Annotated in this window: 18 protein-coding genes; 5 read left to right on the top strand and 13 right to left on the bottom strand. The window is 60.8% G+C overall.

Features of this window, described 5'->3' with window-relative positions; translation table 11 throughout:
- Positions 1-101: 101 nt before the first annotated feature.
- Complete coding sequence (amaB, locus tag ACYP2Q_RS13775) at positions 102-1,592, bottom strand: L-piperidine-6-carboxylate dehydrogenase (protein ID WP_459730954.1); 1,491 nt, start codon at positions 1,590-1,592, stop codon at positions 102-104.
- 175 nt (positions 1,593-1,767) lie between these two features.
- Here amaB and ACYP2Q_RS13770 point away from each other — a divergent pair, with 175 nt between their 5' ends.
- From ACYP2Q_RS13770 to nadE, 3 genes are all read left to right on the top strand, one after another.
- Positions 1,768-2,655 (top strand): LysR family transcriptional regulator, encoded by an 888-nt coding sequence (locus tag ACYP2Q_RS13770; protein ID WP_020797622.1) that lies wholly within the window; start codon positions 1,768-1,770, stop codon positions 2,653-2,655.
- A gap of 89 nt (positions 2,656-2,744) precedes the next feature.
- The gene (gene pncB / locus ACYP2Q_RS13765) at positions 2,745-3,950 is read left to right on the top strand and encodes a nicotinate phosphoribosyltransferase (protein WP_459730953.1); all 1,206 of its coding nucleotides are present in this window, start codon (positions 2,745-2,747) and stop codon (positions 3,948-3,950) included.
- A gap of 14 nt (positions 3,951-3,964) precedes the next feature.
- Positions 3,965-4,792: an ammonia-dependent NAD(+) synthetase gene (nadE, locus tag ACYP2Q_RS13760; protein ID WP_459730952.1), complete on the top strand. Its 828-nt coding sequence runs from the start codon at positions 3,965-3,967 to the stop codon at positions 4,790-4,792.
- A gap of 189 nt (positions 4,793-4,981) precedes the next feature.
- Here nadE and azu read toward each other — a convergent pair whose 3' ends face one another.
- A complete protein-coding gene (gene azu, locus ACYP2Q_RS13755) occupies positions 4,982-5,428 on the bottom strand; it encodes an azurin (protein ID WP_459730951.1) in 447 nt (148 codons plus the stop codon).
- Positions 5,429-5,772: 344 nt separating this feature from the next.
- Here azu and ACYP2Q_RS13750 point away from each other — a divergent pair, with 344 nt between their 5' ends.
- Both ACYP2Q_RS13750 and ACYP2Q_RS13745 read left to right on the top strand, forming a co-directional pair.
- Positions 5,773-6,360: an LOG family protein gene (locus ACYP2Q_RS13750; RefSeq protein ID WP_459730950.1), complete on the top strand. Its 588-nt coding sequence runs from the start codon at positions 5,773-5,775 to the stop codon at positions 6,358-6,360.
- 69 nt (positions 6,361-6,429) lie between these two features.
- Positions 6,430-6,609, top strand: coding sequence for a hypothetical protein (locus ACYP2Q_RS13745; protein ID WP_046819824.1), 180 nt, complete (start codon positions 6,430-6,432; stop codon positions 6,607-6,609).
- 78 nt (positions 6,610-6,687) lie between these two features.
- Here the strand turns inward: ACYP2Q_RS13745 and ACYP2Q_RS13740 are convergent, their stop codons facing one another.
- The 11 genes from ACYP2Q_RS13740 to rnr all read right to left on the bottom strand — a co-directional run bounded on the left by ACYP2Q_RS13740 (position 6,688) and on the right by rnr (position 23,539).
- On the bottom strand, positions 6,688-7,575 hold the full coding sequence (locus ACYP2Q_RS13740; RefSeq protein WP_459730949.1) for a transglutaminase family protein: 888 nt from the start codon (positions 7,573-7,575) through the stop codon (positions 6,688-6,690).
- On the bottom strand, positions 7,575-10,061 hold the full coding sequence (locus ACYP2Q_RS13735) for a circularly permuted type 2 ATP-grasp protein (protein WP_459730948.1): 2,487 nt from the start codon (positions 10,059-10,061) through the stop codon (positions 7,575-7,577). The genes ACYP2Q_RS13740 and ACYP2Q_RS13735 overlap by 1 nt, the downstream gene beginning before the upstream one ends.
- Positions 10,062-10,149: 88 nt before the next feature.
- Complete coding sequence (locus tag ACYP2Q_RS13730; protein WP_459730947.1) at positions 10,150-13,425, bottom strand: transglutaminase family protein; 3,276 nt, start codon at positions 13,423-13,425, stop codon at positions 10,150-10,152.
- Positions 13,426-13,752: 327 nt separating this feature from the next.
- A complete protein-coding gene (locus ACYP2Q_RS13725; protein ID WP_459730946.1) occupies positions 13,753-16,056 on the bottom strand; it encodes a YgiQ family radical SAM protein in 2,304 nt (767 codons plus the stop codon).
- A 190-nt stretch (positions 16,057-16,246) separates the two neighbouring features.
- Positions 16,247-17,644 carry a replicative DNA helicase gene (gene dnaB, locus ACYP2Q_RS13720; RefSeq protein ID WP_150705315.1) on the bottom strand — a complete coding sequence of 466 codons (1,398 nt, stop codon included), beginning with the start codon at positions 17,642-17,644 and terminating at the stop codon, positions 16,247-16,249.
- Positions 17,645-17,779: 135 nt separating this feature from the next.
- On the bottom strand, positions 17,780-18,226 hold the full coding sequence (rplI, locus tag ACYP2Q_RS13715) for a 50S ribosomal protein L9 (RefSeq protein WP_008058981.1): 447 nt from the start codon (positions 18,224-18,226) through the stop codon (positions 17,780-17,782).
- A gap of 19 nt (positions 18,227-18,245) precedes the next feature.
- On the bottom strand, positions 18,246-19,139 hold the full coding sequence (locus ACYP2Q_RS13710) for a YybS family protein (protein WP_459730945.1): 894 nt from the start codon (positions 19,137-19,139) through the stop codon (positions 18,246-18,248).
- Between the two features lie 36 nt (positions 19,140-19,175).
- Positions 19,176-19,406 (bottom strand): 30S ribosomal protein S18, encoded by a 231-nt coding sequence (gene rpsR / locus ACYP2Q_RS13705; protein ID WP_002551829.1) that lies wholly within the window; start codon positions 19,404-19,406, stop codon positions 19,176-19,178.
- Positions 19,407-19,434: 28 nt separating this feature from the next.
- Positions 19,435-19,857 carry a 30S ribosomal protein S6 gene (rpsF, locus tag ACYP2Q_RS13700; protein ID WP_003217491.1) on the bottom strand — a complete coding sequence of 141 codons (423 nt, stop codon included), beginning with the start codon at positions 19,855-19,857 and terminating at the stop codon, positions 19,435-19,437.
- A gap of 290 nt (positions 19,858-20,147) precedes the next feature.
- Positions 20,148-20,915, bottom strand: a complete 768-nt coding sequence (gene rlmB / locus ACYP2Q_RS13695; RefSeq protein ID WP_459730944.1) for a 23S rRNA (guanosine(2251)-2'-O)-methyltransferase RlmB — start codon at positions 20,913-20,915, stop codon at positions 20,148-20,150.
- Positions 20,912-23,539: a ribonuclease R gene (rnr, locus tag ACYP2Q_RS13690; protein ID WP_459730943.1), complete on the bottom strand. Its 2,628-nt coding sequence runs from the start codon at positions 23,537-23,539 to the stop codon at positions 20,912-20,914. The genes rlmB and rnr overlap by 4 nt, the downstream gene beginning before the upstream one ends.
- Between the last annotated feature and the right edge of the window lie 50 nt (positions 23,540-23,589).

The raw sequence follows: 23,589 nt of genomic DNA, 5'->3' as shown, positions 1-23,589 counted from the left end.
GCTTGCTCGCGATGGACGTCAACGATAACGCGTGTTTGCTGCATAAACGCGTTGCCTTGAAGTTTTTCGCGAGCAAGCTCGCTCCTACAAGGGATCACCGATTAGTCAAACGTAATCCCTTGAGCCAACGGCAACTCCAGCGAATAGTTCACGGTATTGGTCTGACGGCGCATGTACCCGCGCCATGCATCGGAGCCGGATTCACGACCACCACCCGTTTCTTTCTCACCCCCAAACGCACCACCGATTTCCGCCCCGCTCGGGCCGATGTTGACGTTGGCGATACCGCAGTCGCTACCCACCGCCGACATGAACTGCTCGGCTTCACGTACGTCGGTAGTGAAGATGCACGACGACAGGCCTTGCGGTACGGCGTTGTTCAAACGCAGTGCTTCGTTGAAATCGCTGTAGCCGACCACGTACAGGATCGGCGCAAAGGTTTCATGGCAGACCACATCGCTCTGCTCCGGCATTTCGACGATGGCTGGCGAAACGTAGTAGGCATTGGGGAATTTGTCTTCCAGCTGACGCTTGCCTCCGAATACCCGCCCGCCTTCGCTCAGTGCCTGTTCCAGCGCGTCCTGCATGTTGTCGAAGCTTTGCTTGTCGATCAGCGGACCGACCAGGTTGCCTTCAAGCGGATGGCCGATACGCACTTTGGAGTAGGCGGCCTTGAGGCGGGTGACGATCTCTTCTTTCACCGACTCATGGGCAATCAGGCGACGCAGCGTGGTGCAGCGCTGACCGGCAGTGCCGACGGCGCTGAACAGGATCGCGCGAACGGCCATGTCCAGATCGGCGCTTGGGCCGAGGATCATCGCGTTGTTGCCGCCCAGCTCGAGAATGCTGCGGGCGAAACGCGCGGCGATTTTCGGCGCCACTTCACGGCCCATGCGGGTGCTGCCCGTGGCGCTGACCAGCGCGACACGCGGGTCATCGACCAAGGCTTCCCCGGCATCGCGGCCGCCAATGATGACTTGGCTCAGACCCGCCGGTGCATCGCTGAAGTTCTTCAGCACGCGGTCGAACAGCGCCTGGCACGCCAGCGCGGTCAGCGGAGTCTTTTCCGACGGCTTCCAGATCACCGGGTTGCCGCAGACCAGCGCCAGCGCAGCGTTCCAGGCCCAGACCGCGACCGGGAAGTTAAAGGCGCTGATCACGCCGACGACGCCCAGCGGGTGCCAGGTCTCGCGCATGTGGTGGCCTGGGCGTTCGGAGGCGATGGTCAGACCGTACAGTTGACGGGACAGGCCGACGGCGAAGTCGCAGATGTCGATCATTTCCTGAACTTCACCCAGGCCTTCCTGGGTGATCTTGCCCGCTTCCCAGGACACCAGCTCGCCGAGATCGGCCTTGTATTCGCGCAGGATGTCACCCAGTTGGCGCACCAGTTCGCCGCGACGCGGTGCTGGAACCTTGCGCCACAATTCGAATGCATGATCTGCACGACTGATGTGCTGCTCGACTTCAGCGGCACCTTCCCAGTTGACGGCGGCAATGGTGCTGCCATCGATCGGCGAATGCACCGGCACCTTGCCGTTCTGGTACAGGGCCGGGTTTACAGCAAGACGATCAAGCAATGCGGCAACCATGGGTCACTCCTCAAGCAAAAAACGGAACGTGTGCAGCCGCCGAATCACGACTGATCAGACCTGTAGTTTTAGCGCTCCCGAGGTTACTCAACAAACGACCATTAAGAGAGATATCATTCCGTTTATTCATGCTGTGCATTGCTGGCAATAAAGAAACAAGCAAAAAGGATCGCCCATGCTGAACAAACGCTATTTGCCCTCGATCGCTGCGCTGCAGTGTTTCGAAGCCGTGACCCGCCACCTGAGCTTCACCCGGGCCGCGGAAGAGCTGAACCTGACCCAGAGCGCCGTCAGTAAACAGGTGGCGCAACTGGAAGAGCTGTTGCAGCACCTGCTGTTTCGCCGGGTTCGCCGACGCCTGCAAATGACGCCAGCGGGCGATCTGTACCTGGTGGAGGTACGAAAAATCCTCACCCAGGTTGAGATGTCGACCCATTACCTGCGTTCCTACGGGGGTGAAACCGAAGTCCTGCGCGTCTCTACTCCCTCGACCTTCGGCGCACGCTGGTTGGTGCCACGTCTCAAGGGCTGGCGTCTGCGCCATCCGTCGATCCACCTGGACCTGTGCAATGAACAGGAAGCCGACGATCTGCTGCAAGGGCGCAGTGACCTGGCGTTCTACTTCGGCCAGGGTTCACGCCCCGGTACCGAATGCCTGAAACTATTCAGCGAAGAGCTGGTGCCTGTGTGCGCGCCAGGTAGCCTGCCCGACACGCCGTTCACCGACCCGACGCAACTCACCGACCTGGTCCTGCTGCAAAACGCCTCCCGCCCCCAGGCCTGGCACGACTGGTTCGACAGCCAGGGCTACCACACCGAACACAGCTACCACGGCCCGCGTTTCGAAACCTTCTACATGTGCATCCGCGCCGCGCAAGTCGGCTGCGGCGTGGCGCTGCTGCCACGGTTTCTGGTGGAGGAGGAACTGGCGGACGGCAAACTGGTCATTCCCTGGCAGCACGCGATGCCCAGCACCGACGCCTATTACCTGGCTTACCCGGAACATTCGGCGGAAGTGCCCAAGGTACGCGATTTCGTGAAGTGGATGCTGGAGCAGGTGTAGGTATAGGTGTAGCTACGATTCAAAAATCGCTGGCAATACCCACCACCGATATGCGCCACTAGCCTTATTCCATGTGGAGAACCCCCGTTATGAGCGAGAGTGTGTTTGCCGATCGCATCGTGCAGAACCTGCTCGACACCGACTTCTACAAACTGACGATGATGCAGGCGGTGCTGCACAACTACCCCAACGTAGAAGTCGAATGGGAGTTTCGTTGCCGTAACAGCGAGGATTTGCGCCCGTATCTGGCGGAGATTCGTGTTCAGATCGAACGGCTGGCCGAGCTAAGCCTGAGCGCCGACCAATTGGGTTTTCTGGAGCGCATCAGCTTCCTGAAGCCGGATTTCCTGCGTTTTCTCGGGCTGTTTCGCTTTAACCTGCGCTACCTCCACACCGGTGTTGAAAACGGTGAGCTGTTCATCCGCCTGCGTGGCCCGTGGTTGCATGTGATCCTGTTCGAAGTGCCGATATTGGCGATCGTCAGCGAAGTGCGTAACCGCTATCGCTATCGGGAAATCGTCCTCGAGCAGGCCCGCGAGCAGCTTTATCGCAAATTCGACTGGCTGACCGCCAACGCCGGCAGCGATGAATTGTCCGAGTTGCAGGTCGCCGACTTCGGCACGCGCCGGCGCTTTTCGTACCGGGTGCAGGAAGAAGTGGTCAACGTGCTCAAGCACGACTTCCCCGGGCGTTTCGTTGGCACCAGCAACGTGCACCTGTCCCGGGAACTGGACATGAAGCCGCTGGGGACCATGGCCCACGAATGGATCATGGCTCATCAGCAACTCGGTCCGCGGCTGATCGACAGCCAGATCGCCGCCCTCGATTGCTGGGTGCGCGAATACCGCGGTCTGCTGGGGATCGCCCTGACCGACTGCATTACCATCGATGCCTTCCTCGGCGACTTCGACCTGTTTTTCGCCAAGCTCTTCGACGGTTTGCGCCACGATTCCGGTGATCCGGTGCTCTGGGCAGAAAAGGCCATCGCCCACTATCACCAGCTCGGCATCGACCCGATGAGCAAGACCCTGACTTTCTCCGACAGCCTGACGCTGCCCAAGGCTCTGGAAATATTCCGCGCGCTGCGGGGTCGTATCAATGTCAGCTTCGGCATCGGCACCAACCTGACGTGCGATATTCCAGGTGTCGAACCCATGAGCATCGTGCTTAAAATGACCGCCTGCAACGGCGCGCCGGTGGCGAAGATCTCCGACGAGCCCGGCAAGACTCACTGCAAAGACCCGAATTTCGTCGCCTATTTGCGACACGTTTTCCAAGTTCCTGCCCCCCTCTAGCAAGGAGTGAATTCATGCAAGCCGTACAGCGTGAGATTGCTGAACAGCTCAAGGTACAACCGCCGTTCGCCGACGAAGCCGCCCTCGAAGCTGAAGTCGCAAGGCGGATTACCTTCATCCAGGACTGCCTGGTCAATTCCGGGCTCAAGACCCTGGTGCTGGGCATCAGTGGCGGCGTCGATTCCCTGACCGCCGGCCTGCTGGCCCAGCGCGCCATGCGTGAACTGCGCGAGCGCAGCGGTGACGACAGTTACAAGTTCATCGCCGTGCGCCTGCCGTACGAAACCCAGTTCGATGAACATGACGCCCAGGCCTCGGTGGACTTCATCAAACCGGACGAGCGCCACACGGTGAACATCGGCCCGGCGGTCAAATCCCTGGCCAACGAAGTCGCGGCGTTCGAAGGCAAGCACGCGGTGTCAGTGGATTTCGTGCTCGGCAACACCAAGGCGCGCATGCGCATGGTCGCCCAGTACACCATCGCCGGCGCAGCCCATGGCATGGTGATCGGCACCGACCACGCGGCGGAAGCGGTAATGGGTTTCTTCACCAAGTTCGGTGACGGCGCCTGTGACCTGGCACCGCTCAGCGGCCTGGTGAAAAACCAGGTCCGCGCCATCGCCCGCAGCTTCGGTGCAGCGGAATCGCTGGTGGAGAAAGTCCCGACCGCCGATCTTGAAGACCTGTCGCCGGGCAAACCGGACGAAGCGTCACATGGCGTGACCTACGCCGAGATCGACGCCTTCCTGCACGGCGAGCCGGTGCGTGAGGAAGCGTTCAAGATCATCGTCAATACGTACAACAAGACCCATCACAAGCGCGTGATGCCGTTTGCGCCTTGAGTAACGTGGCGTCTGGACCGACGCCATCGCTGGCAAGCCAGCTCCTACAGGGGTATCTGTCGTTGCCCGATGACGGGATCGACACCAATCTGTGGGAGCCGGCTTGCTGGCGATGAACGATAACGCAGTGAAATATCAGGTACAAAAAAAGCGTCCCATGTGGACGCTTTTTTCATGTGCGCGACTCGATTACTTCAGGGTAACCGTGCCTTTCATCATCGAGATGTGGCCCGGGAACGAGCAGAAGAAGCCGTATTTTTCATTGGCATCGAGCTTGGACACATCGAAGGTCACCGAGTCGGTTTCCTTGGCGCCGATAACCTTGGTGTGGGCGATAACGCGCGCGTCACCTTCCTTCAGGTAGTTCTTGTCGATGCCAGCACTCAGGCCGTCGGTGGCGATCGGCTGCATGTCGGCTTCTTTACTCAGCACCCAGTTATGGCCCATGACGTTTTTCGGCAGGTTGCCGGAGTGCTTCAATTCCACGGTGAACGTTTTGCAGCTCTTGTCGATTTCAATGGCCTTCGTGTCGAAAGACATTTGGTCAGTGGAGTCAACGGTGACTTTGCACTCGGCAGCCATCAATTGGCTGCTGGCCAGCGTCAACAGGGATACCGCAACAAGTTTGGCAAACATGGTGAATCTCCAAGGCAGGGTGAATGAAAAATGCGAATGGACAGAAGACTGCCTGAAAACTTCGCAAGTTCCTATGACCTGAAGCAAAAATTGTATACAACTTTCGGGCTATGAGATCGATCGAGACAATCTACCAGCCAGGCGTCTGCCCCGGCCCTATCATCAGACCATCCTCATTTTTCGGAGCGTCTGTCATGTCCATCAACAGCCTGTTGTGCAGCTTGCTCGCCGCGTATGCCAGCGGTGCCAGCGGTACCTGCGAAACGCCCAAACGCGAAGTTTAGCCCTTGGAGCGCAGCGCGCCTGCCTTTACTCTGTGGCCCTGATCGACCCTGGAGTAAGGCATGTCTTTAACATCCGTTTGTGTATTCTGCGGCGCCAGCACTGGCACCAACCCCGCTTATCGTGAAGCAGCCGTGGCCCTTGGCCAGGCATTGGCCGAACGCAAGCTGACCCTGATCTATGGCGGTGGGGCCGTGGGGCTGATGGGCATTGTTGCCGACGCGGCATTGGCAGCCGGCGGCGAAGTGATCGGCATCATCCCGCAGAGCCTCAAGGACAAGGAAATCGGCCACAGCGGCCTGACCCGCCTGGAAGTGGTCGACGGCATGCATGCGCGCAAGGCACGGATGGCCGAACTCAGCGATGCCTTCATCGCCCTGCCCGGAGGCCTGGGCACCCTGGAAGAATTGTTCGAAGTCTGGACCTGGGGCCAATTGGGCTACCACGGCAAACCGCTGGGTTTGCTGGAAGTAAATGGTTTTTACAGCAAACTCACCGGTTTTCTCGATCACATCGTCGGCGAAGGCTTCGTTCGCGCGGCACACCGTGACATGCTGCAGGTGAGCGAATCGCCGCAGATGCTGCTCGACGCCCTCGATCGCTGGCAGCCGACCGTTGCGCCCAAGTGGGTCGAGCAAAAACCCGACTAACGACTTGGCACCGATACAGGGCAGAATACGCGCCGCTCAAACCTCACCTTCGACCCCAGAGGATCGCCCATGGCCAAACCCAATTACTCCTTCGCCAAACGTCAGAGAGACCTGGCCAAGGAACAGAAGAAAGAGGAAAAACTTCAGCGCAAGAAAGCAATGGCTGACGAAGCGGCACTGAACCCTGACGGTGAAGTCGCGGCAGATGACGATGTTGATGCACCGAAAGATCAGGCGCCCGACGCCTGAGTCCCTCCGGGCCGGATGATCTGATCAGGCCCACGGATCTGTGACCGGGGTTGGCAGCGTTGCTGCTGACCCCCGCTCCTACAATGGCATTACTGTGACGCGGACTTCCGGATCATGGTTGCCACCCCCCAGAATGACGCCACGCAACGGTGACACATCGGAGAAGTCCCGGCCCCAGGCCAGGGTGATGTGTTCCAGCGCCGGTTGCACATTGTTGGTGGGATCGAAATCCACCCACCCCGACACCGGGCAATACACCGACACCCAGGCATGGGACGCATCGGCGCCGATCAAGCGCGGTTGGCCAGGCGGTGGCTGGGTCAACAGGTAGCCGCTGATATAACGCGCGGCCAATCCACGCGAGCGTACGCAAGCGAGCATCAGGTGGGCGAAGTCCTGGCAAACCCCGCGCCGCCGTTCCAGCACTTCCACCAGAGGTGTCGCGACCTGCGTTGCTTCGGCATCGAAAGTGAATTCGCTGAAGATTTTCTCCATCAAGGCCTGGACGCCCAGCAACAACGGCCGCCCTGCCGGAAAGCAGCTCTCGGAAAACTCTACGAAGTTGCGCTTCAGATGCACATAAGGGGATTCGAACCGGTAACGGCAGGCGTCGAGCAATAGCGGCGAAAGCGCCTGGCTGCTGTAGGTCAGCGCGCTGCGGGTCTCTTCCCACGCTGGAGACTGGTTGAAGTCTACCAAGGGCCGGGGCAGTACTTCGATCGTCAGGCTGGCGTTGACCAACAGTTCATCATGGGGACGCTCGAACGCCAGGCGGGTCAGCGGGTTGCCGAACACATCCAGCTCATCGCGGCGCGAAGTCGGGTCCGGACTGATCTGCAGTTGCTGATCGGAACAACGCTGCCACGCACAAGGCCTGGGCCACAAATGCGCCAGTTGCTGGGCCAGGGACACCGGGCTGTCGTAGTGATAATGGGTATCGTGGAAAATCTGGTAGTGAGCGCTCATCAGACGGACACCGTGCGCTGGCTGACATCATCGACGTGGGCAAAGTGACGCAAGGCCAGGCGATCCGATACTTGCCCGCTGGCATCGGCGATTTCTTGCAGCAGATCGGCCAGCCCTTCGATGGCGGCGCGCACGCTGGCTGTGCCAAACAACGGGTTTTCCAGGCAGGCCAGATCGAAGCGCGCCAGACGCTCCACCAAAACCGGCAGGCCCGTTTCGCGAGGTGTACCAAAGTCATCGCACAGGTGTTTGAGCGTGCGGGTCACCAGTTTCAACTGGAACAGCACCGCGTGCGGGTTCTGCTCATCGAGCAACAACAAGTCGAGCACCGGGATCAATTGCGCCACCGCGAGGTACCGCGATCGATAGGTGATGCTGCTGTTGCCCAGCTCCAGCAGCCATTCCAGTCCCGCCTGATCGAAGGCCCCGGCGCCCCGCAGGAACGCTGCCAGGCTGCCGCTGAGAAATTGCAGGCGCTCGATCCGCCGGCCGATCATCAGGAATCGCCAGCCTTCGTCCCGGGTCATGTCGTCCAGGGCAAAACCGGACAGCGCCGCCAGGGACATCACCAGCCGGTTGAGGAAATCCAGTAGCTCTCCGAAGTCCGGTTCCTCGGTCTCGAGCTCCATCGCTTCGCGTTGCAACTCCACCAGCGCCTGCCAGTTTTCCCGCGAGAGCTTGCCACGCACCTGCGAGGCCGCCCATTGCAAACGCTGCAGGTTGGAACGCAGGCTGAACGGCCAGTCAGCGCCGAGTATTGCGGCCAGCAACCGCTCGGGCAGTTCACCTTCATCAGGTAGCAGGTTCAGTCGTTCGCCAAGATCAACCGCAGCGTCCAGGGCCTGCGGATCATCGCCGTCGACATACCGCGCCAGCATGATGCGCAGCAACCGCGCGCTGTCATCGCAGCGTTCGCAGTAGCGGCCGAACCAGAACAGGTTTTCCACCACCCGCGATGGCAGATACGGATCGCGACGCACCAGATCATGCACGCCGATGTTACGTTGGGTTTTCCACTGTTCACCGCTGGGTGGGCGATTGCCCAGCACCCAGGTGTCTTTGCTCGCACCGCCGCGCTGCATCGACACCACTTCGGCATCCGCCTCGGCGGCCACTCGCGTCAAACCACCTGGCAATACCCGGTAACCTTCGCGACTGGCCACCGCATACACGCGCATGCCGATGGCCCGGGGTTGCAATTGGCCGTCCTCGGCCTGCCAGACAGGCGCTTGGGACAGCTGGGCCAGTTCTTGCGCCACATAAGCATAAGGGCGCGCCTGCATGCGCTCGGCGAGCTCATCGCGCTGTTTTTCACTCAAGTCCCGACCGAACACCGGAGCAAAGCTCTGCGACGGAAATGCTGGCTTGATCAGCAGCTCCGGCAATTTTTCCAGGGCCTGGGCCAGTACCGGCGCTTCACCGCACCACCAGGTGGCAATGGACGGCAGGATCAGTTCTTCACCAAACAGGAACTGATTGATCTTCGGCAGGAAACCCAGCAAGCCCGGTGACTCCAGCACCCCGCTGCCGAGGGCGTTGGCCACCAGCACCCGCCCCTGCCGCACGGCCTCGAGCAGGCCCGGTACGCCCAGGGCCGAATCGGTGCGCAATTCCAGCGGGTCGCAGAAGTCGTCGTCGAGCCGGCGCATGATCGCGTGGACCCGACGCAGGCCACTCAGGGTCTTCAGGTAGACCGTGGCATCGCGCACCGTCAGGTCCCCGCCCTCCACCAGCGGATAGCCTAGCTGCCGTGCCAGGTACAGGTGTTCGAAATAGCTTTCGTTGAAACGCCCCGGTGTCAGCAGGACGACCAGGGGGGCCTCTTCGTCGCTGGGCGCTTGGCGGGCCAGGGTCTCCTGGAGGGTGCGGAAAAATCCGGCCAGGTGCTGCACCTTCAAGTCACGGTACAACTCCGGAAAGGCTCGGGACACGATGGTGCGGTTTTCCAGGGCGTAGCCAGCCCCGGACGGCGCTTGGGTGCGGTCCGCCGTTACCCACCAGCGACCATCGGGTGTACGCGCAAGATCCACGGCGTACAGATGCAAAAAGGCTCCGTCAGGCGGCTGGATACCCTGGCAGGGCCAGAGGAAATTGTTGTGGCCAAACACCAGTTCGGCCGGCAGCAGACCTTCGGCGATCAAGCGTTGCGGGCCATAGAGATCGGCCAGCACGGCATTGAGCAAACGTGCACGCTGGGCGATGCCGGCGGACAATTGCTCCCACTCGTCGGCGGCAATCACATGGGGCAGCAAGTCCAGCTCCCAGGGTCGATCGGCGCCCTTGGGATCGGCGTAGACGTTATAGGTGACGCCGTTTTCCTGAATCTGCCGGGCCAGCAGCGCCTGACGCTGCACCAACTGCGTGGGCGTGCTGCGCTGCAACTGGTCGAACAGCCGACGCCAGTGCGACCGTACGGCACCACTGTCGTCGAGCAATTCGTGATAGGTGCCCGCCGTCAGCGGGTAGCGGTCTAGCAGGTCAGGCATGGAAAGCTCGGCAGACAGCAATGATCGGTCAGACTAACGCACGCTCATGACACCCGGATAGACGAAAAATCCGGGCGTCGCGTACGAATTAGAAACGTCGTAAATCGAGCGTCATCGGCAGCTCGTCGTTAATTTCCATATTCGGTATCGGAAGTTTCCCCGGCGTGTGTCCGATACGGAAGAAACGCGCCATTCGCCGGCTCTCGGCTTCATTGGCGTTGACTGGCAAAGTCTCGTAGTTGCGCCCGCCCGGATGGGCGACGTGGTATTGGCAACCGCCCAGCGAACGCCCCATCCAGGTGTCGAGCAGGTCGAACACCAGTGGCGCATGGACCGGGATGGTCGGCTGCAGGCAGTTGGCCGGTTGCCAGGCACGGAAGCGCACACCGGCGACGAACTCGCCAACCCGCCCGGTGGGCTGCAACGGCACTGGTATGCCGTTGCAGGTCAGCAGATAGCGTTGCGGTGGCAATCCGCTGAGCTTGACCTGCAGGCGCTCCAGGGACGAGTCCACGTAACGTACCGTGCCACCGACCGCGCCCTCCTCGCCCAGCACATGCCACGGCTCAAGTGCCTGGCGCAGTTCCAGCTCGATGCCATTGACGGCGTAGTCGCCGACCTTGGGAAAGCGAAATTGCAGGTGCGCGGCAAACCACTCTGCCCGCACCGGATAACCGGCGGCGTTGAGGTCGTCGATAACGTCGGCGAAATCCTGTTCGATGAAGTGCGGCAACAGGAACCGGTCGTGCAACTCCGTACCCCAGCGCGCCAGTTTCGGCGGCGCATAAGGCGCGCGCCAGAAGCGTGCGACCAACGCCCGCAGCAATAGCTGCTGGGCCAGGCTCATGCGCGCATGGGGCGGCATTTCAAACGCACGCAACTCCAGCAAGCCCAGGCGACCGGTCGCGCCATCCGGCGAATACAGTTTGTCGATGCAGAACTCGGCGCGGTGGGTGTTACCGGTCACGTCGATCAACAGGTTGCGCAGCAGTCGATCCACCAGCCAGGGCGCGCACTCCTCCCCCGGCTCAGGCATCTGGGCGAAGGCAATTTCCAGCTCATACAAGGCGTCGTTACGCGCTTCGTCGACTCGCGGGGCCTGGGACGTCGGGCCGATGAACAACCCGGAAAACAGGTAGGACAGCGACGGGTGGTTATGCCAGTAGCTGATCAGGCTGCGCAGTAAATCCGGGCGCCGCAGAAACGGTGAGTCAGCCGATGTCGCGCCACCCAGTACGAAATGGTTACCGCCACCGGTGCCGGTGTGCCGGCCATCGATCAGGAATTTCTCGGTGGTGAGTCGGGTCTGGCGCGCTTCTTCGTAAAGAAACTCGGTGCGCTCAACCAGTTCGTCCCAGGTCGCCGAAGGCTGCACGTTGACTTCGATCACGCCGGGATCAGGGGTGACGCGAAAGTTGCTCAGGCGCGGATCGCTCGGCGGCTCGTAGCCTTCCAGCAACACCGGGCAATGCAGCTCCTCGGCCGTGGCTTCGATGGCGGCGACCAGCTCCAGATAGTCTTCAACCCGCTCCAGCGGTGGCATGAACAGGTACAACCGGCCTTCCCGAGCTTCGGCGCAGAACGCGGTGCGGGTCAGCCAGTCGGCGGACTCATCGACCTGGGGTACTCGATCTTCAGTCAGCGCCGCCGCGCCTTGGCGCTGCAGTTGCCCGGTTTCAGGCAGCGGCGGGAAATCCTGGTTGGGATCGTTGGGGTGAATGAACGGATACTCCGCCGCCTTCACCCACGGTTGCGAACCCAGTGGCAGACGATACCCCAGCGGCGAGTCCCCCGGCACCAGGCGGCAGTGCTCGTCTCGCAGATACCAGCGGCCACTTTGCCATTGATCGCCCTTGGCGGTGCGCGCGAGCGGAAGGACCTGGCCAATCACCTTGTCCAGGCCCTGGCTGAAGACTTTGCGCAAACGCGCACGCTCCAGGGGCTCCTCGAGTCGCGAGTCTTCGGCGCTGACGTTCTGTGGCAAAGCGCCTTCGCGCCAGAGGTAATAGAAATTGTCTTCGTACGCTGGAAACACAAAGCGTGTCGCAATTTTCAATCGCTCGGCGACACTCGCCAGGAAACGCCCGGCCAGCTCGCCGTTGGCGCCGTAATCCTGTTGCTCGTCGGCGATCAACGCGTTGTTGTGCCAGATCGGCACACCGTCGCGGCGCCAGTAGCAATTGAGCGACCAGCGCGGCAGTTGCTCGCCGGGGTACCATTTACCCTGGCCAAAATGCACCAGGCCTTGCGGGGCATAACGTTTACGCATGCGCTGGAACAGCTCGGCGGACAGCCGGCGCTTGGTCGGCCCCAGCGCCGCGGTGTTCCATTCGGCGCCGTCCGGGTCATCGATGGACACGAACGTCGGCTCACCGCCCATGGTCAGGCGCACATCGCCCGCCAGCAGGTCGGCGTCGATCTGCCGGCCAAGGGCCTGGATAGCTTGCCACTGCTCTTCGGTGTAGGGCTTGGTGACCCGTGGGGCTTCCCAGATCCGCTCCACCGACATTTCGTGGCTGAATACACACTCGCACGGTTCCACCAAGCCACTGATCGGTGCCGCAGAGGATGGATCGGGACTACAGGCCAACGGAATGTGTCCTTCACCGGCAAACAACCCCGAGGTCGCATCCAGGCCGATCCAGCCGGCACCGGGCAGATACACCTCGCACCAGGCGTGCAGGTCGGTGAAGTCCACTTCGGTCCCCGAAGGACCGTCGAGGCTTTTCAGGTCGGCGGTCAGTTGAATCAGGTAACCCGACACGAAACGCGCCGCCAGTCCCAGGTTGCGCAGCAGTTGTACCAGCAGCCACGCCGAATCGCGGCAGGAACCGCAAGCCTGCTCCAGGGTGTGCTCGGGCGTTTGTACCCCCGGCTCCATGCGGATCAGGTAGTTGATGTCTTCGCTCAGGCGCTGGTTGAGCGCGACGAGGAAATCCACGGCCGGCAATGGCGTGCGGTCGATGCCGTCCAGATAGGCCTGGAACTTCGGCGTCAGGGGCAGGGTTTCCAGGTACGGCGCCAGTTCCTTGCGCTCGTCGGTGGCGTAGGCGAATGGAATCTTTTCGGCGTAGGGCTCGAGGAAAAAGTCGAACGGATTGAACACCGCCATTTCCGCCAGCAGATCGACTTCGATGCGCAGTTCTTCGGTTTTCTCCGGGAACACCAACCGCGCCAGGTAATTACCCTGGGGATCCTGCTGCCAGTTGATGAAGTGCTGTTCGGGCGAGACTTTCAGCGCATAGGAGAGTATTCGCGTGCGACTGTGGGCAGCCGGACGCAGGCGAACAATCTGCGGACCCAGTTCGACAGCGCGGTCATAGCGATAATGTGTGACGTGGTGCAATGCGACATGAATCGACACGGCGTGCCTCCTGCGAGCCCTAAGCGTATTGGAAAGCGCGCAAGACTTATGCCATCGCGCAGTGCTGGCGCTTTCTCCGGTTGCAGGAGGCAGTACAGCACCAAAATCGGGCGATGCGGGAAATTGGTTTAGCGCCATTGCACATAAATGTTGCGGCGCTCCCTGTAGGAGCTGGCTTGCCAGCGAAGCTTTTGGCGGCAGGAAGGACGCCTTCGCTGCGATGCGGCGACCCGACAAGCCAGCTCCTACAGAGGTCCGTTTGCTGATTCGCAGCAGAATGCAAAACGCCAACCCGAAGGTTGGCGTTCTGTTCAGCTCAAGCGCGGCTTAGCGCGGCACGACCGGCTTGTGGGCAGGCTTGGGCCCTTTGCCTTTGGCCGCTTCCTTGCGCTCCTTGGCCGCCTGCTGGTTGCGGGCGAACGCCGCCGCCTTGGCTTGCTCACGCTTGTCCCACGGGTTGCCGCCATCGCTGGCGCGCGGTGGCAGGCCGGTGTGCTGGGTCAGGATCTTGGTGGTCTTTTCCCCGGCAACCTTGTGGCTGCCGGCCGGCGTCGAATTCTTGCGACGGGCGCTCTGGTAGCTGTCGGTGGACGGCTGGTGCAGCGGGATCAACTGGTTCTTGCCCGGCCCGATCAGGTCGGCGCGGCCCATGCGGGTCAATGCTTCACGCAGCATCGGCCAGCCCTTCGGGTCGTGATAACGCAAGAACGCCTTGTGCAGACGGCGCTGCTCTTCGCTCTTGACGATGGTCACCGCGTCGCTCTTGTAGGTGACCTTGCGCAACGGGTTCTTGCCCGAGTGGTACATCGCGGTGGCGGTGGCCATCGGCGACGGGTAGAACGCCTGCACCTGGTCGGCACGGAAACCGTTGCCCTTGAGCCACAGCGCCAGGTTCATCATGTCTTCGTCGGTGGTGCCCGGGTGGGCGGCAATGAAGTATGGAATCAGGTACTGCTCCTTGCCTGCTTCCTTGGAGTACTTCTCGAACATGCGCTTGAACTTGTCATAGCTGCCGATGCCCGGTTTCATCATCTGGTTGAGCGGACCTTCCTCGGTGTGTTCCGGGGCGATCTTCAGGTAACCACCGACGTGGTGGGTCACCAACTCTTTAACGTACTCCGGCGACTCGACCGCGAGGTCATAGCGCAGGCCGGAGGCAATCAGGATCTTCTTCACACCCGGCAATTCACGGGCGCTGCGGTACAGCTTGATCAGGGCAGAGTGGTCGGTGTTCAGGTTCGGGCAGATACCGGGGAACACGCAGGATGGCTTGCGGCACGCGGATTCGATTTCCGGGGTCTTGCAGGCGATGCGGTACATGTTCGCGGTCGGGCCGCCCAGGTCGGAGATCACGCCGGTAAACCCAGGAACCTTGTCACGAATTTCTTCGATCTCGCGAATGATCGATTCGTGGGAACGGTTCTGGATGATTCGGCCTTCGTGCTCGGTGATCGAGCAGAAGGTGCAGCCACCGAAGCAGCCACGCATGATGTTCACCGAGAAGCGGATCATGTCGTAGGCCGGGATTTTCTCCTTGCCATACGCCGGGTGCGGAATGCGCGCATAAGGCATGCCGAACACGTAGTCCATCTCTTCGGTGGTCATCGGAATCGGTGGCGGGTTGAACCATACATCGACTTCGCCATGCTTTTGCACCAGGGCACGGGCGTTGCCCGGGTTGGTTTCCAGGTGCAGCACGCGGTTGGCGTGGGCGTAGAGCACCGCGTCGTTACGGACTTTCTCAACCGATGGCAAACGAATCACGGTCTTGTCGCGAGTCATGCGCGGGCTTGCCAGGATCTGCACGACCTTGGCTTCCTGCGGATCGTCAACCGGCCCCTTTTCCTGCTCGATGGCGCAGGCCTGGGTGTCCTGGGTGTTGACGTACGGGTTGATGATCTTGTCGATCTTGCCCGGACGGTCGATGCGCGTGGAGTCGACTTCGTACCAGTCTTTTGGCGTGTCGCGACGGATGAACGCGGTGCCGCGCACATCGGTGATGTCTTCGATCTTGTGGCCGTAGGACAAGCGCTGGGCGACTTCGACGATCGCACGCTCGGCGTTGCCGTAGAGCAGGATATCGGCGCAGGCATCGATCAGGATCGAGTTGCGCACCCGGTCCTGCCAGTAATCGTAGTGGGCGATGCGGCGCAGGGACGCTTCGATGCCGCCAAGAACGATCGGCACGTTTTTGTAGGCTTCCTTGCAACGCTGGCTGTAGACCAGGCTCGCGCGGTCCGGACGTTTGCCGGCCATACCACCCGGGGTGTAGGCGTCATCGGAACGGATTTTCTTGTCGGCGGTGTAGCGGTTGATCATCGAGTCCATGTTGCCGGCCGCGACACCGAAGAACAGGTTCGGCTCGCCGAGCTTCATGAAGTCGTCTTTGGACTGCCAGTTCGGCTGGGCAATGATGCCGACGCGGAAGCCCTGGGACTCCAGCAGCCGGCCGATGATCGCCATGCCGAACGATGGGTGATCGACGTAGGCATCACCGGTGACGATGATGATGTCGCAGGAATCCCAGCCAAGCTGATCCATCTCCTCCCTGCTCATGGGCAGGAATGGCGCTGGCCCGAAACATTCGGCCCAGTACTTGGGATAGTCAAATAACGGCTTGGCTGCTTGCATGTCGATAACCGGTGTTGGCTTTCATTGAATTTCGCGGGCGCGGAATATAGCACAAATTTTGACCAATTCCGACGGCTGTGGTCGGAAATTGCGTCGCCCCTATCGCGAGCAAGCTTGCTCCTACAGGTACGACGCGCGCCCTGTAGGAGCTGGCCTGCCAGCGATGGGGCCCTTCAGGATGCCAAATAACTTACTCGTCGTCGTCGAAGTTATAGCTACCCGGCGCCAGGTTTTCGAAGCGCGTGTACTTACCGATAAAGGCCAGGCGAATAAAGCCGATCGGCCCGTTCCGCTGCTTGCCGATGATGATTTCGGCAATGCCCTTGTGCTCGGTCTCGGGGTGATACACCTCGTCGCGATACACGAACATGATCACGTCGGCGTCCTGCTCGATCGCTCCGGATTCGCGCAAGTCGGAGTTCACCGGGCGCTTGTTCGGGCGCTGCTCCAGGGAACGGTTGAGCTGGGACAGTGCCACCACCGGGCAGTTGAATTCCTTGGCCAGGGCTTTCAGGGACCGGGAGATCTCGGAAATCTCGTTGGTCCGGTTGTCACCGCTGGAACCCGGGATCTGCATCAGCTGCAGGTAGTCGATCATGATCAGGCCGACTTCGCCATGCTCACGCACCAGGCGGCGGGTCCGGGCGCGCATTTCCGACGGGCTGATGCCGGCGGTATCGTCGATGAACAGCTTGCGATCGTTGAGCAGGTTGACCGCCGAGGTCAGGCGTGGCCAATCGTCATCTTCCAACTGACCGGAACGGACCTTGGTCTGATCGATGCGACCCAGCGATGACAACATACGCATGATCAGCGATTCGCCTGGCATCTCCAGCGAGTAAACCAGAACCGCCTTCTCGCTGCGTAACACGGCGTTTTCCACCAGGTTCATCGCAAAGGTGGTCTTACCCATGGACGGACGGCCAGCGACGATGATCAAGTCGGACGGCTGCAGGCCGCTGGTCTTCTCGTCGAGGTCGGTGTAGCCGGTGGACAGGCCGGTGATGGCGTTGTCGGTGTTGAACAGGGTGTCGATACGGTCGATGGCCTTGGTCAGCAGGTCATTCACGCCCACCGGGCCACCGGTTTTCGGCCGGGCCTCGGCGATCTGGAAGATCTGCCGCTCGGCCTCGTCGAGAATCTCGGCGGCGGTACGGCCTTCAGGATTGAAAGCGCTGTCGGCGATTTCGGTGCTGATGCCGATCAGCTGGCGCAAGGTTGCCCGTTCACGAACGATCTGCGCATAGGCCTTGATGTTGGCGACCGATGGCGTGTTTTTCGCCAGTTCGCCCAGGTAACCGAGGCCGCCGACCTGGGACGTCTGACCTTCCTTGTCCAGTTGCTCGGACAGGGTCACGACGTCGATCGGCATGTTCTGATCGGCCAGCTTGGCGATCGCACGGAAGATCAGACGGTGGTCATGTCGATAGAAATCGCCGTCGGAGACTTGATCGAGCACGCGTTCCCAGGCGTTGTTGTCCAGCATCAGACCACCGAGTACAGCCTGTTCGGCTTCGATGGAATGCGGTGGCACCTTCAGCGCGGCGGTTTGCAGATCGTATTGCTCGGGAGCGGAGATTTCGTTCATGGCCACTTGGTTTGTTAAGGAAAAGCAGGGGTTTGAAAACGGGTGTTACCAGAAAGACAAAGGGCACGACCTGTAAACAGGATCGTGCCCGATGTTACCGGCAAGCACCCGAGGGTGCCAGCCGACAAGTGCTGCTTAAGCTGCTACCACGACAACGCGTACGGTGGCTTCAACTTCGGCGTGCAGGTGCACGGCCACGTCGAATTCACCTACGTTGCGGATGGTGCCGTTCGGCAGACGAACTTCGCTTTTCGCTACTTCAACGCCGGAGGCGGTCAGTGCGTCAGCGATGTCGTGAGTACCGATCGAACCGAACAGCTTGCCTTCGTCGCCAGCGGTGGCAGTGATGGTCACTTCCAGCTCGGCCAGTTGGGCAGCGCGGCTTTCAGCCGACGATTTACGATCTGCTGCGGCTTTTTCCAGCTCAGCACGACGCTCTTCGAACGCAGCCAGGTTGGCTGGGGTCGCAGCGGTAGCTTTGCCGTAAGGCAGCAGGTAGTTACGACCGTAACCAGCCTTAACGTTCACTTTGTCACCCAGGTTGCCCAGGTTGGTGACTTTTTCCAGAAGGATCAGTTGCATGTGAAAATCCTCTTAACTTTTAACCTTCACCGTTCGCATCATCGGCGTCTTTCGACGCCAGACGACCGCGAAAATCAATCAGGCTGTCGACGATGGCCAGGACCACCAGCAACGGATAGATCAGCTGCATGAACAGCAACAGCGTGACGTACAACCCCACCAGCCAGAATTTGGCCAGTCGCTTTTGCGCCACCAGCCCGTGAATCAGGGCCAGCCCGGCGAAAACCAGCGGTACGCTGCACAGCGGTACAAGCATGGACATCTGGACACCGAGATTCGGTGACACAACCATGCCCGCCAGCAGCAACATCGCGGGACCCAGCGGGATTCGGACGGCGCGAAACTCGCGACCAAAACCACCGGGGTTGTACAACAACGCCTGCCAGTAGCGCCCGACAATCAGGCTCAGCACACTGACGATTTGCAACAAGGCCGCAATCAGGCCGGTCAGGATCGGTGTAATCAGGGACGCGAAACGCGCTTGCTCGTCTACCGACATCTGCTGGTAGACATCACCGAGTAGCGACGGCATGACTTTTATCAAAGCCTGCGCCAGCATCTCGATCTGAGGACCAAAAACCATCCCCAGCACCACTGAAAACACCACTCCCATCGCTATGCTGACCAGCAGCACGCGGTTCCAGGACTCGCTTGCGCGCAAAACCAACGCAAGGCTCGCAGACCCCAGCAGCACCAGAAGTGCCCGTGGATCGTCAGAGTAAAGCCACCAGATCAATGCCGGCAGCAGTCCCAGAGCAAGAACGCCCAGGGCGTCCTTCAATCCGCGCCGCAGGAGCACAAGGCATCCAGCGGCAGCACCCAACCAATACAACAACGGCAATGCCGCGCATCCAGCCACTACGAGAGTGGCCTGCATACGGCCCCGCATGATGAACTCAGCTAAGGCACGCATACATTCAATCCTTTGCTACGTGTCGACTGCCCGGTCTCAGCGGCCGTGGCTGTCGGTGTAGGCCAGCAGGGCCAGGAAGCGGGCGCGCTTGATAGCGGTGGCCAGCTGACGCTGATAACGTGCTTTGGTACCGGTGATGCGGCTTGGAACGATTTTGCCGGTCTCGGATACGTAGGCTTTCAGAGTGTTGAGATCTTTGTAATCGATCTCTTTCACGTCTTCAGCGGTGAAGCGGCAGAATTTACGACGACGGAAGAAACGTGCCATTTGATAGGCTCCTTAAAAGGTCCGTGGATTACTCGTCAGCGTTATCGCTGTTGTCGCTGTCATCACTATCAGCGCTTTCAGCGCCTTCGTGCTCAGGACGGTCGCGACGCTCACGGCGCTCACTGCGGTTTTCTTCAGCCTTGAGCATCTCGGATTGGCCGGTAACGGCTTCTTCGCGACGGATGACCAGGTTACGGATCACTGCATCGTTGTAGCGGAAGTTGTCTTCCAGCTCGGCCAGGGCCTTGCCAGTGCACTCAACGTTCAGCATCACGTAGTGAGCCTTGTGAACATTGTTGATTGCGTAGGCCAGTTGACGACGGCCCCAATCTTCCAGACGGTGGATTTTGCCGCCGTCTTCTTCGATCAGCTTGGTGTAACGCTCAACCATGCCGCCGACTTGCTCGCTTTGATCCGGGTGGACCAAAAAGATGATTTCGTAATGACGCATGAATGCTCCTTACGGGTTGTAGCCTGCCGCTCAAAAGCGGTCAGACAAGGAGTGAATGACACTTATGGACTTGAGGACGCTAGACACGTGGGTGCCTGCCATCACAGCAAGGGGCGCAATTGTAGAGAAGGGGCGTGGGAGGCGCAAGGGAATTGGTGATTATTTGAACAACCCCCATTGAAACCGCACCTGTAGGAGCCAGCTTGCTGGCGATCGATGCGATGCGGTCCGCCAGACGGACCGAGGCGCTTCAATCGCTGGCAAGCCAGCTCCTACAGGTTATGGGCGTATCAGGTTTTTTTGGCGGCAGCCTTGGCTTTGACGCTGCGCTGGCGCTGGGCCTCGAACAGGCACACACCCGTCGCCACGGACACGTTGAGACTGCTGACGCTACCGGCCATCGGCAAGTTCACCAGATAGTCGCAATGCTCGCGGGTCAGGCGACGCATGCCTTTGCCTTCGGCGCCCATGATCAGGATGGTCGGGCCGGTCAGGTCCTGGTCATACAGGCTGACCTCAGCCTCACCGGCCGTACCCACGACCCACAGGCCGCGCTGCTGGAGTTTTTCCAGGGTGCGCGCCAGGTTGGTCACGGCCACCAGCGGAATCACTTCCGCCGCACCGCAGGCGATTTTTCGTACTACCGGAGTCAGGGTCGCCGACTTGTCCTTCGGCACGATCACTGCCAGCGCACCCGCGGCATCGGCGGAACGCAGGCAGGCGCCGAGGTTGTGCGGATCGGTCACGCCGTCGAGCACCAGCAACAACGGCGCGCCGTCGGTGCGATCGAGCAACTCGTCAAGCATCGCCTCGCCCCAGACCTGGCTCGGACTCACGTCCGCGACCACGCCCTGGTGCACGCCTTCAACCCAGGCGTCCATCTCGCGGCGCTCGGCCTGGCCGACCTGGACCCGGTTTTCGTTCGCCAGCTCGATCAGCGTCTGGACCCGGGGGTCATTGCGACCTTCGGCCAGCCAGATCTGCTTGACGCGCTTGGGGTGGTGACGCAGCAACGCTTCGACAGCATGCACGCCGTAGATTTTTTCCAACTGACTCATGACTTGGCCTTAGGTTTACGCGCCCCGCCGCTTTTGGCTGGAGCCGAGCCCGCTTTTGGCGGGCCTTTACGATGTTTGCTCGGTTTGGCTGGCTTGCCGCCGGAGGCCTTTTCAGGCGCCGACCGTCCGGTCTTTCCCGTAGACGCCGCTTTACCGCCGCTTTTCGCGCCGGCGAGCAACGCCTGCTTCATTTCACGGCTCTTGCGCACTTCGGCGTTTTTCGCCGCAGCATCACTCGGGCGATAAGCCTCGACTGCCTTTTCCTTGGCAGGACGACGACCGGTTTTTGCCGGTGCCGGCTCTACTTCGGCTTTCGCGGCAGGCGCTGCGGTTTCAGCACCGCGCTTTTTGCGGCCGATCGGTGCGCTGATGGTTTTTTCGGCCATCTCGAAATCGATCTTGCGCTCGTCGAGGTCGACGCGCATGACCCGTACTTCAACGGTGTCGCCCAGACGGAAGCTGCGACCGGTACGCTCACCGGCCAGGCGGTGATGCACAGGATCGAAGTGGTAGTAGTCGCCCGGCAGCGCGGTGACGTGCACCAAGCCTTCGACGTAGATGTCGGTCAGCTCGACGAACAGGCCAAAGCCGGTCACGGCAGTGATCACACCCGGGAACGACTCGCCCACGCGATCTTTCATGAACTCGCACTTGAGCCAGTTCACCACGTCGCGGGTCGCTTCGTCGGCACGGCGCTCGCTCATCGAGCACTGCTCGCCGAGCTGCTCCAAGGCCGCCTCGTCGTACGGATAGATGCGCGCCTTCGGAATGGTCATCGCACCGGCACGGCGAACGTGCGGGGTGTTCTGCTTGGAATGGATCACGCTGCGGATCGCCCGGTGCGTGAGCAAGTCCGGGTAGCGACGGATCGGCGAGGTGAAGTGGGTGTACGCCTCGTAATTCAGGCCGAAGTGGCCCTGGTTATCGGCGCTGTACACCGCCTGGCTCAACGAACGCAGCATCACGGTCTGGATCAGGTGGAAATCCGGACGATCCTTGATGCCGGCCAGCAACGCCTGGTAATCCTTCGGCGACGGGCCGTCCTTGCCTTTGTGCAGGGACAGGCCGAGTTCACCGAGGAACGCGCGCAGTTTTTCCAGGCGCTCCGGCGGCGGGCCGTCGTGCACACGGTACAGCGCAGGAATTTCGTGCTTTTTCAGGAATTCGGCGGTGGCCACGTTGGCCGCCAGCATGCATTCCTCGATCAGCTTGTGCGCATCGTTGCGCACGGTCGGACGGATTTCCGCGATCTTGCGCTCGGAGCCGAAGATGATCCGGGTTTCCTGGGTTTCGAAATCGATCGCGCCACGCACGTGACGAGCGGCCAGCAACACCTTGTACAGCGAATACAGCTGCTTGAGGTGCGGCACCACGTCGGTGTACTCGCCACGCAGCTTGCGCGCTTCGGTGGCTTTCGGCGTTTCCAGCATCGCGCTGACCTTGTTGTAGGTCAGGCGGGCGTGGGAGTGGATCACCGCTTCGTAGAAGCAATAGTCGGTCATCTCGCCGGATTTGGAGATGGTCATCTCGCAAACCATGGCCAGGCGGTCGACCTGCGGGTTCAGCGAGCACAAGCCGTTGGACAGCTGCTCTGGCAGCATCGGAATCACGCGCTCGGGGAAGTACACCGAGTTGCCGCGAACCTGCGCCTCGGCATCCAGCGCCGAACCGAGTTTCACGTAGCTGGAGACGTCGGCAATCGCCACGTACAACTTCCAGCCGCCGGAGAACAGGCGCAGCTTGCCCGGACGGGCCTCGCAGTAGACCGCGTCATCGAAGTCGCGGGCATCTTCGCCGTCGATGGTGACGAACGGCAGATGACGCAAGTCGATGCGTTTCTCTTTGTCTTTCTCCTCGACTTCCGGCTTGAGCTTGCCGGCTTCCTTGAGCACGGCGTCAGGCCAGACGTGCGGAATGTCGTAGGTGCGCAGGGCAACGTCGATCTCCATGCCCGGCGCCATGTAGTTGCCCACGACTTCGACCACGTCGCCTTGCGGCTGGAAGCGTGGCGTCGGCCAGTGAGTGATCTTCACTTCGACGAACTGACCGATCTGCGCGTTGGCGTTACGGCCCGGCGTCACCAGCACTTCCTGCTGGATCTTCGGATTATCCGCGACGACAAAACCGATACCGCCTTCTTCGAAGTAGCGACCGACGATGGTCTCGTGAGCACGGGACACCACTTCGACGATCATGCCTTCGCGGCGACCGCGACGGTCCAGCCCGGAAACACGCGCCAGTGCACGGTCGCCGTCAAACACCAGGCGCATTTGCGCCGGGCTCATGAACAGGTCGTCACTGCCGTCGTCCGGCACCAGGAAACCGAAACCGTCACGGTGACCACTGATGCGGCCCAGGATCAGGTCGAGCTTGTCCACCGGCGCATACGTGCCGCGACGGGTATAGATGAGTTGAGCATCGCGCTCCATGGCGCGCAGGCGGCGGCGCAGGGCTTCGATCTGGTCTTCCGTGGTCAGACCAAACTCTTCGACCAGTTGCTCGCGGTTAGCAGGCGAACCCCGATCAGCAAGGTGCTGAAGGATCAGTTCGCGGCTAGGAATGGGGTTTTCATATTTTTCCGCTTCACGAGCGGCCTCGGGATCGAGGGACTGCCAATCGGCCATTAGAGAGTTTTCACCTTGTCTATATACGGGTTAGTTTGGCATAGGCGTAA

This window comes from Pseudomonas sp. MHK4 (assembly GCF_054600775.1).
Note: the sequence above shows the minus strand (reverse complement) of the source record. Positions and strands in the feature narration are given on the sequence as shown.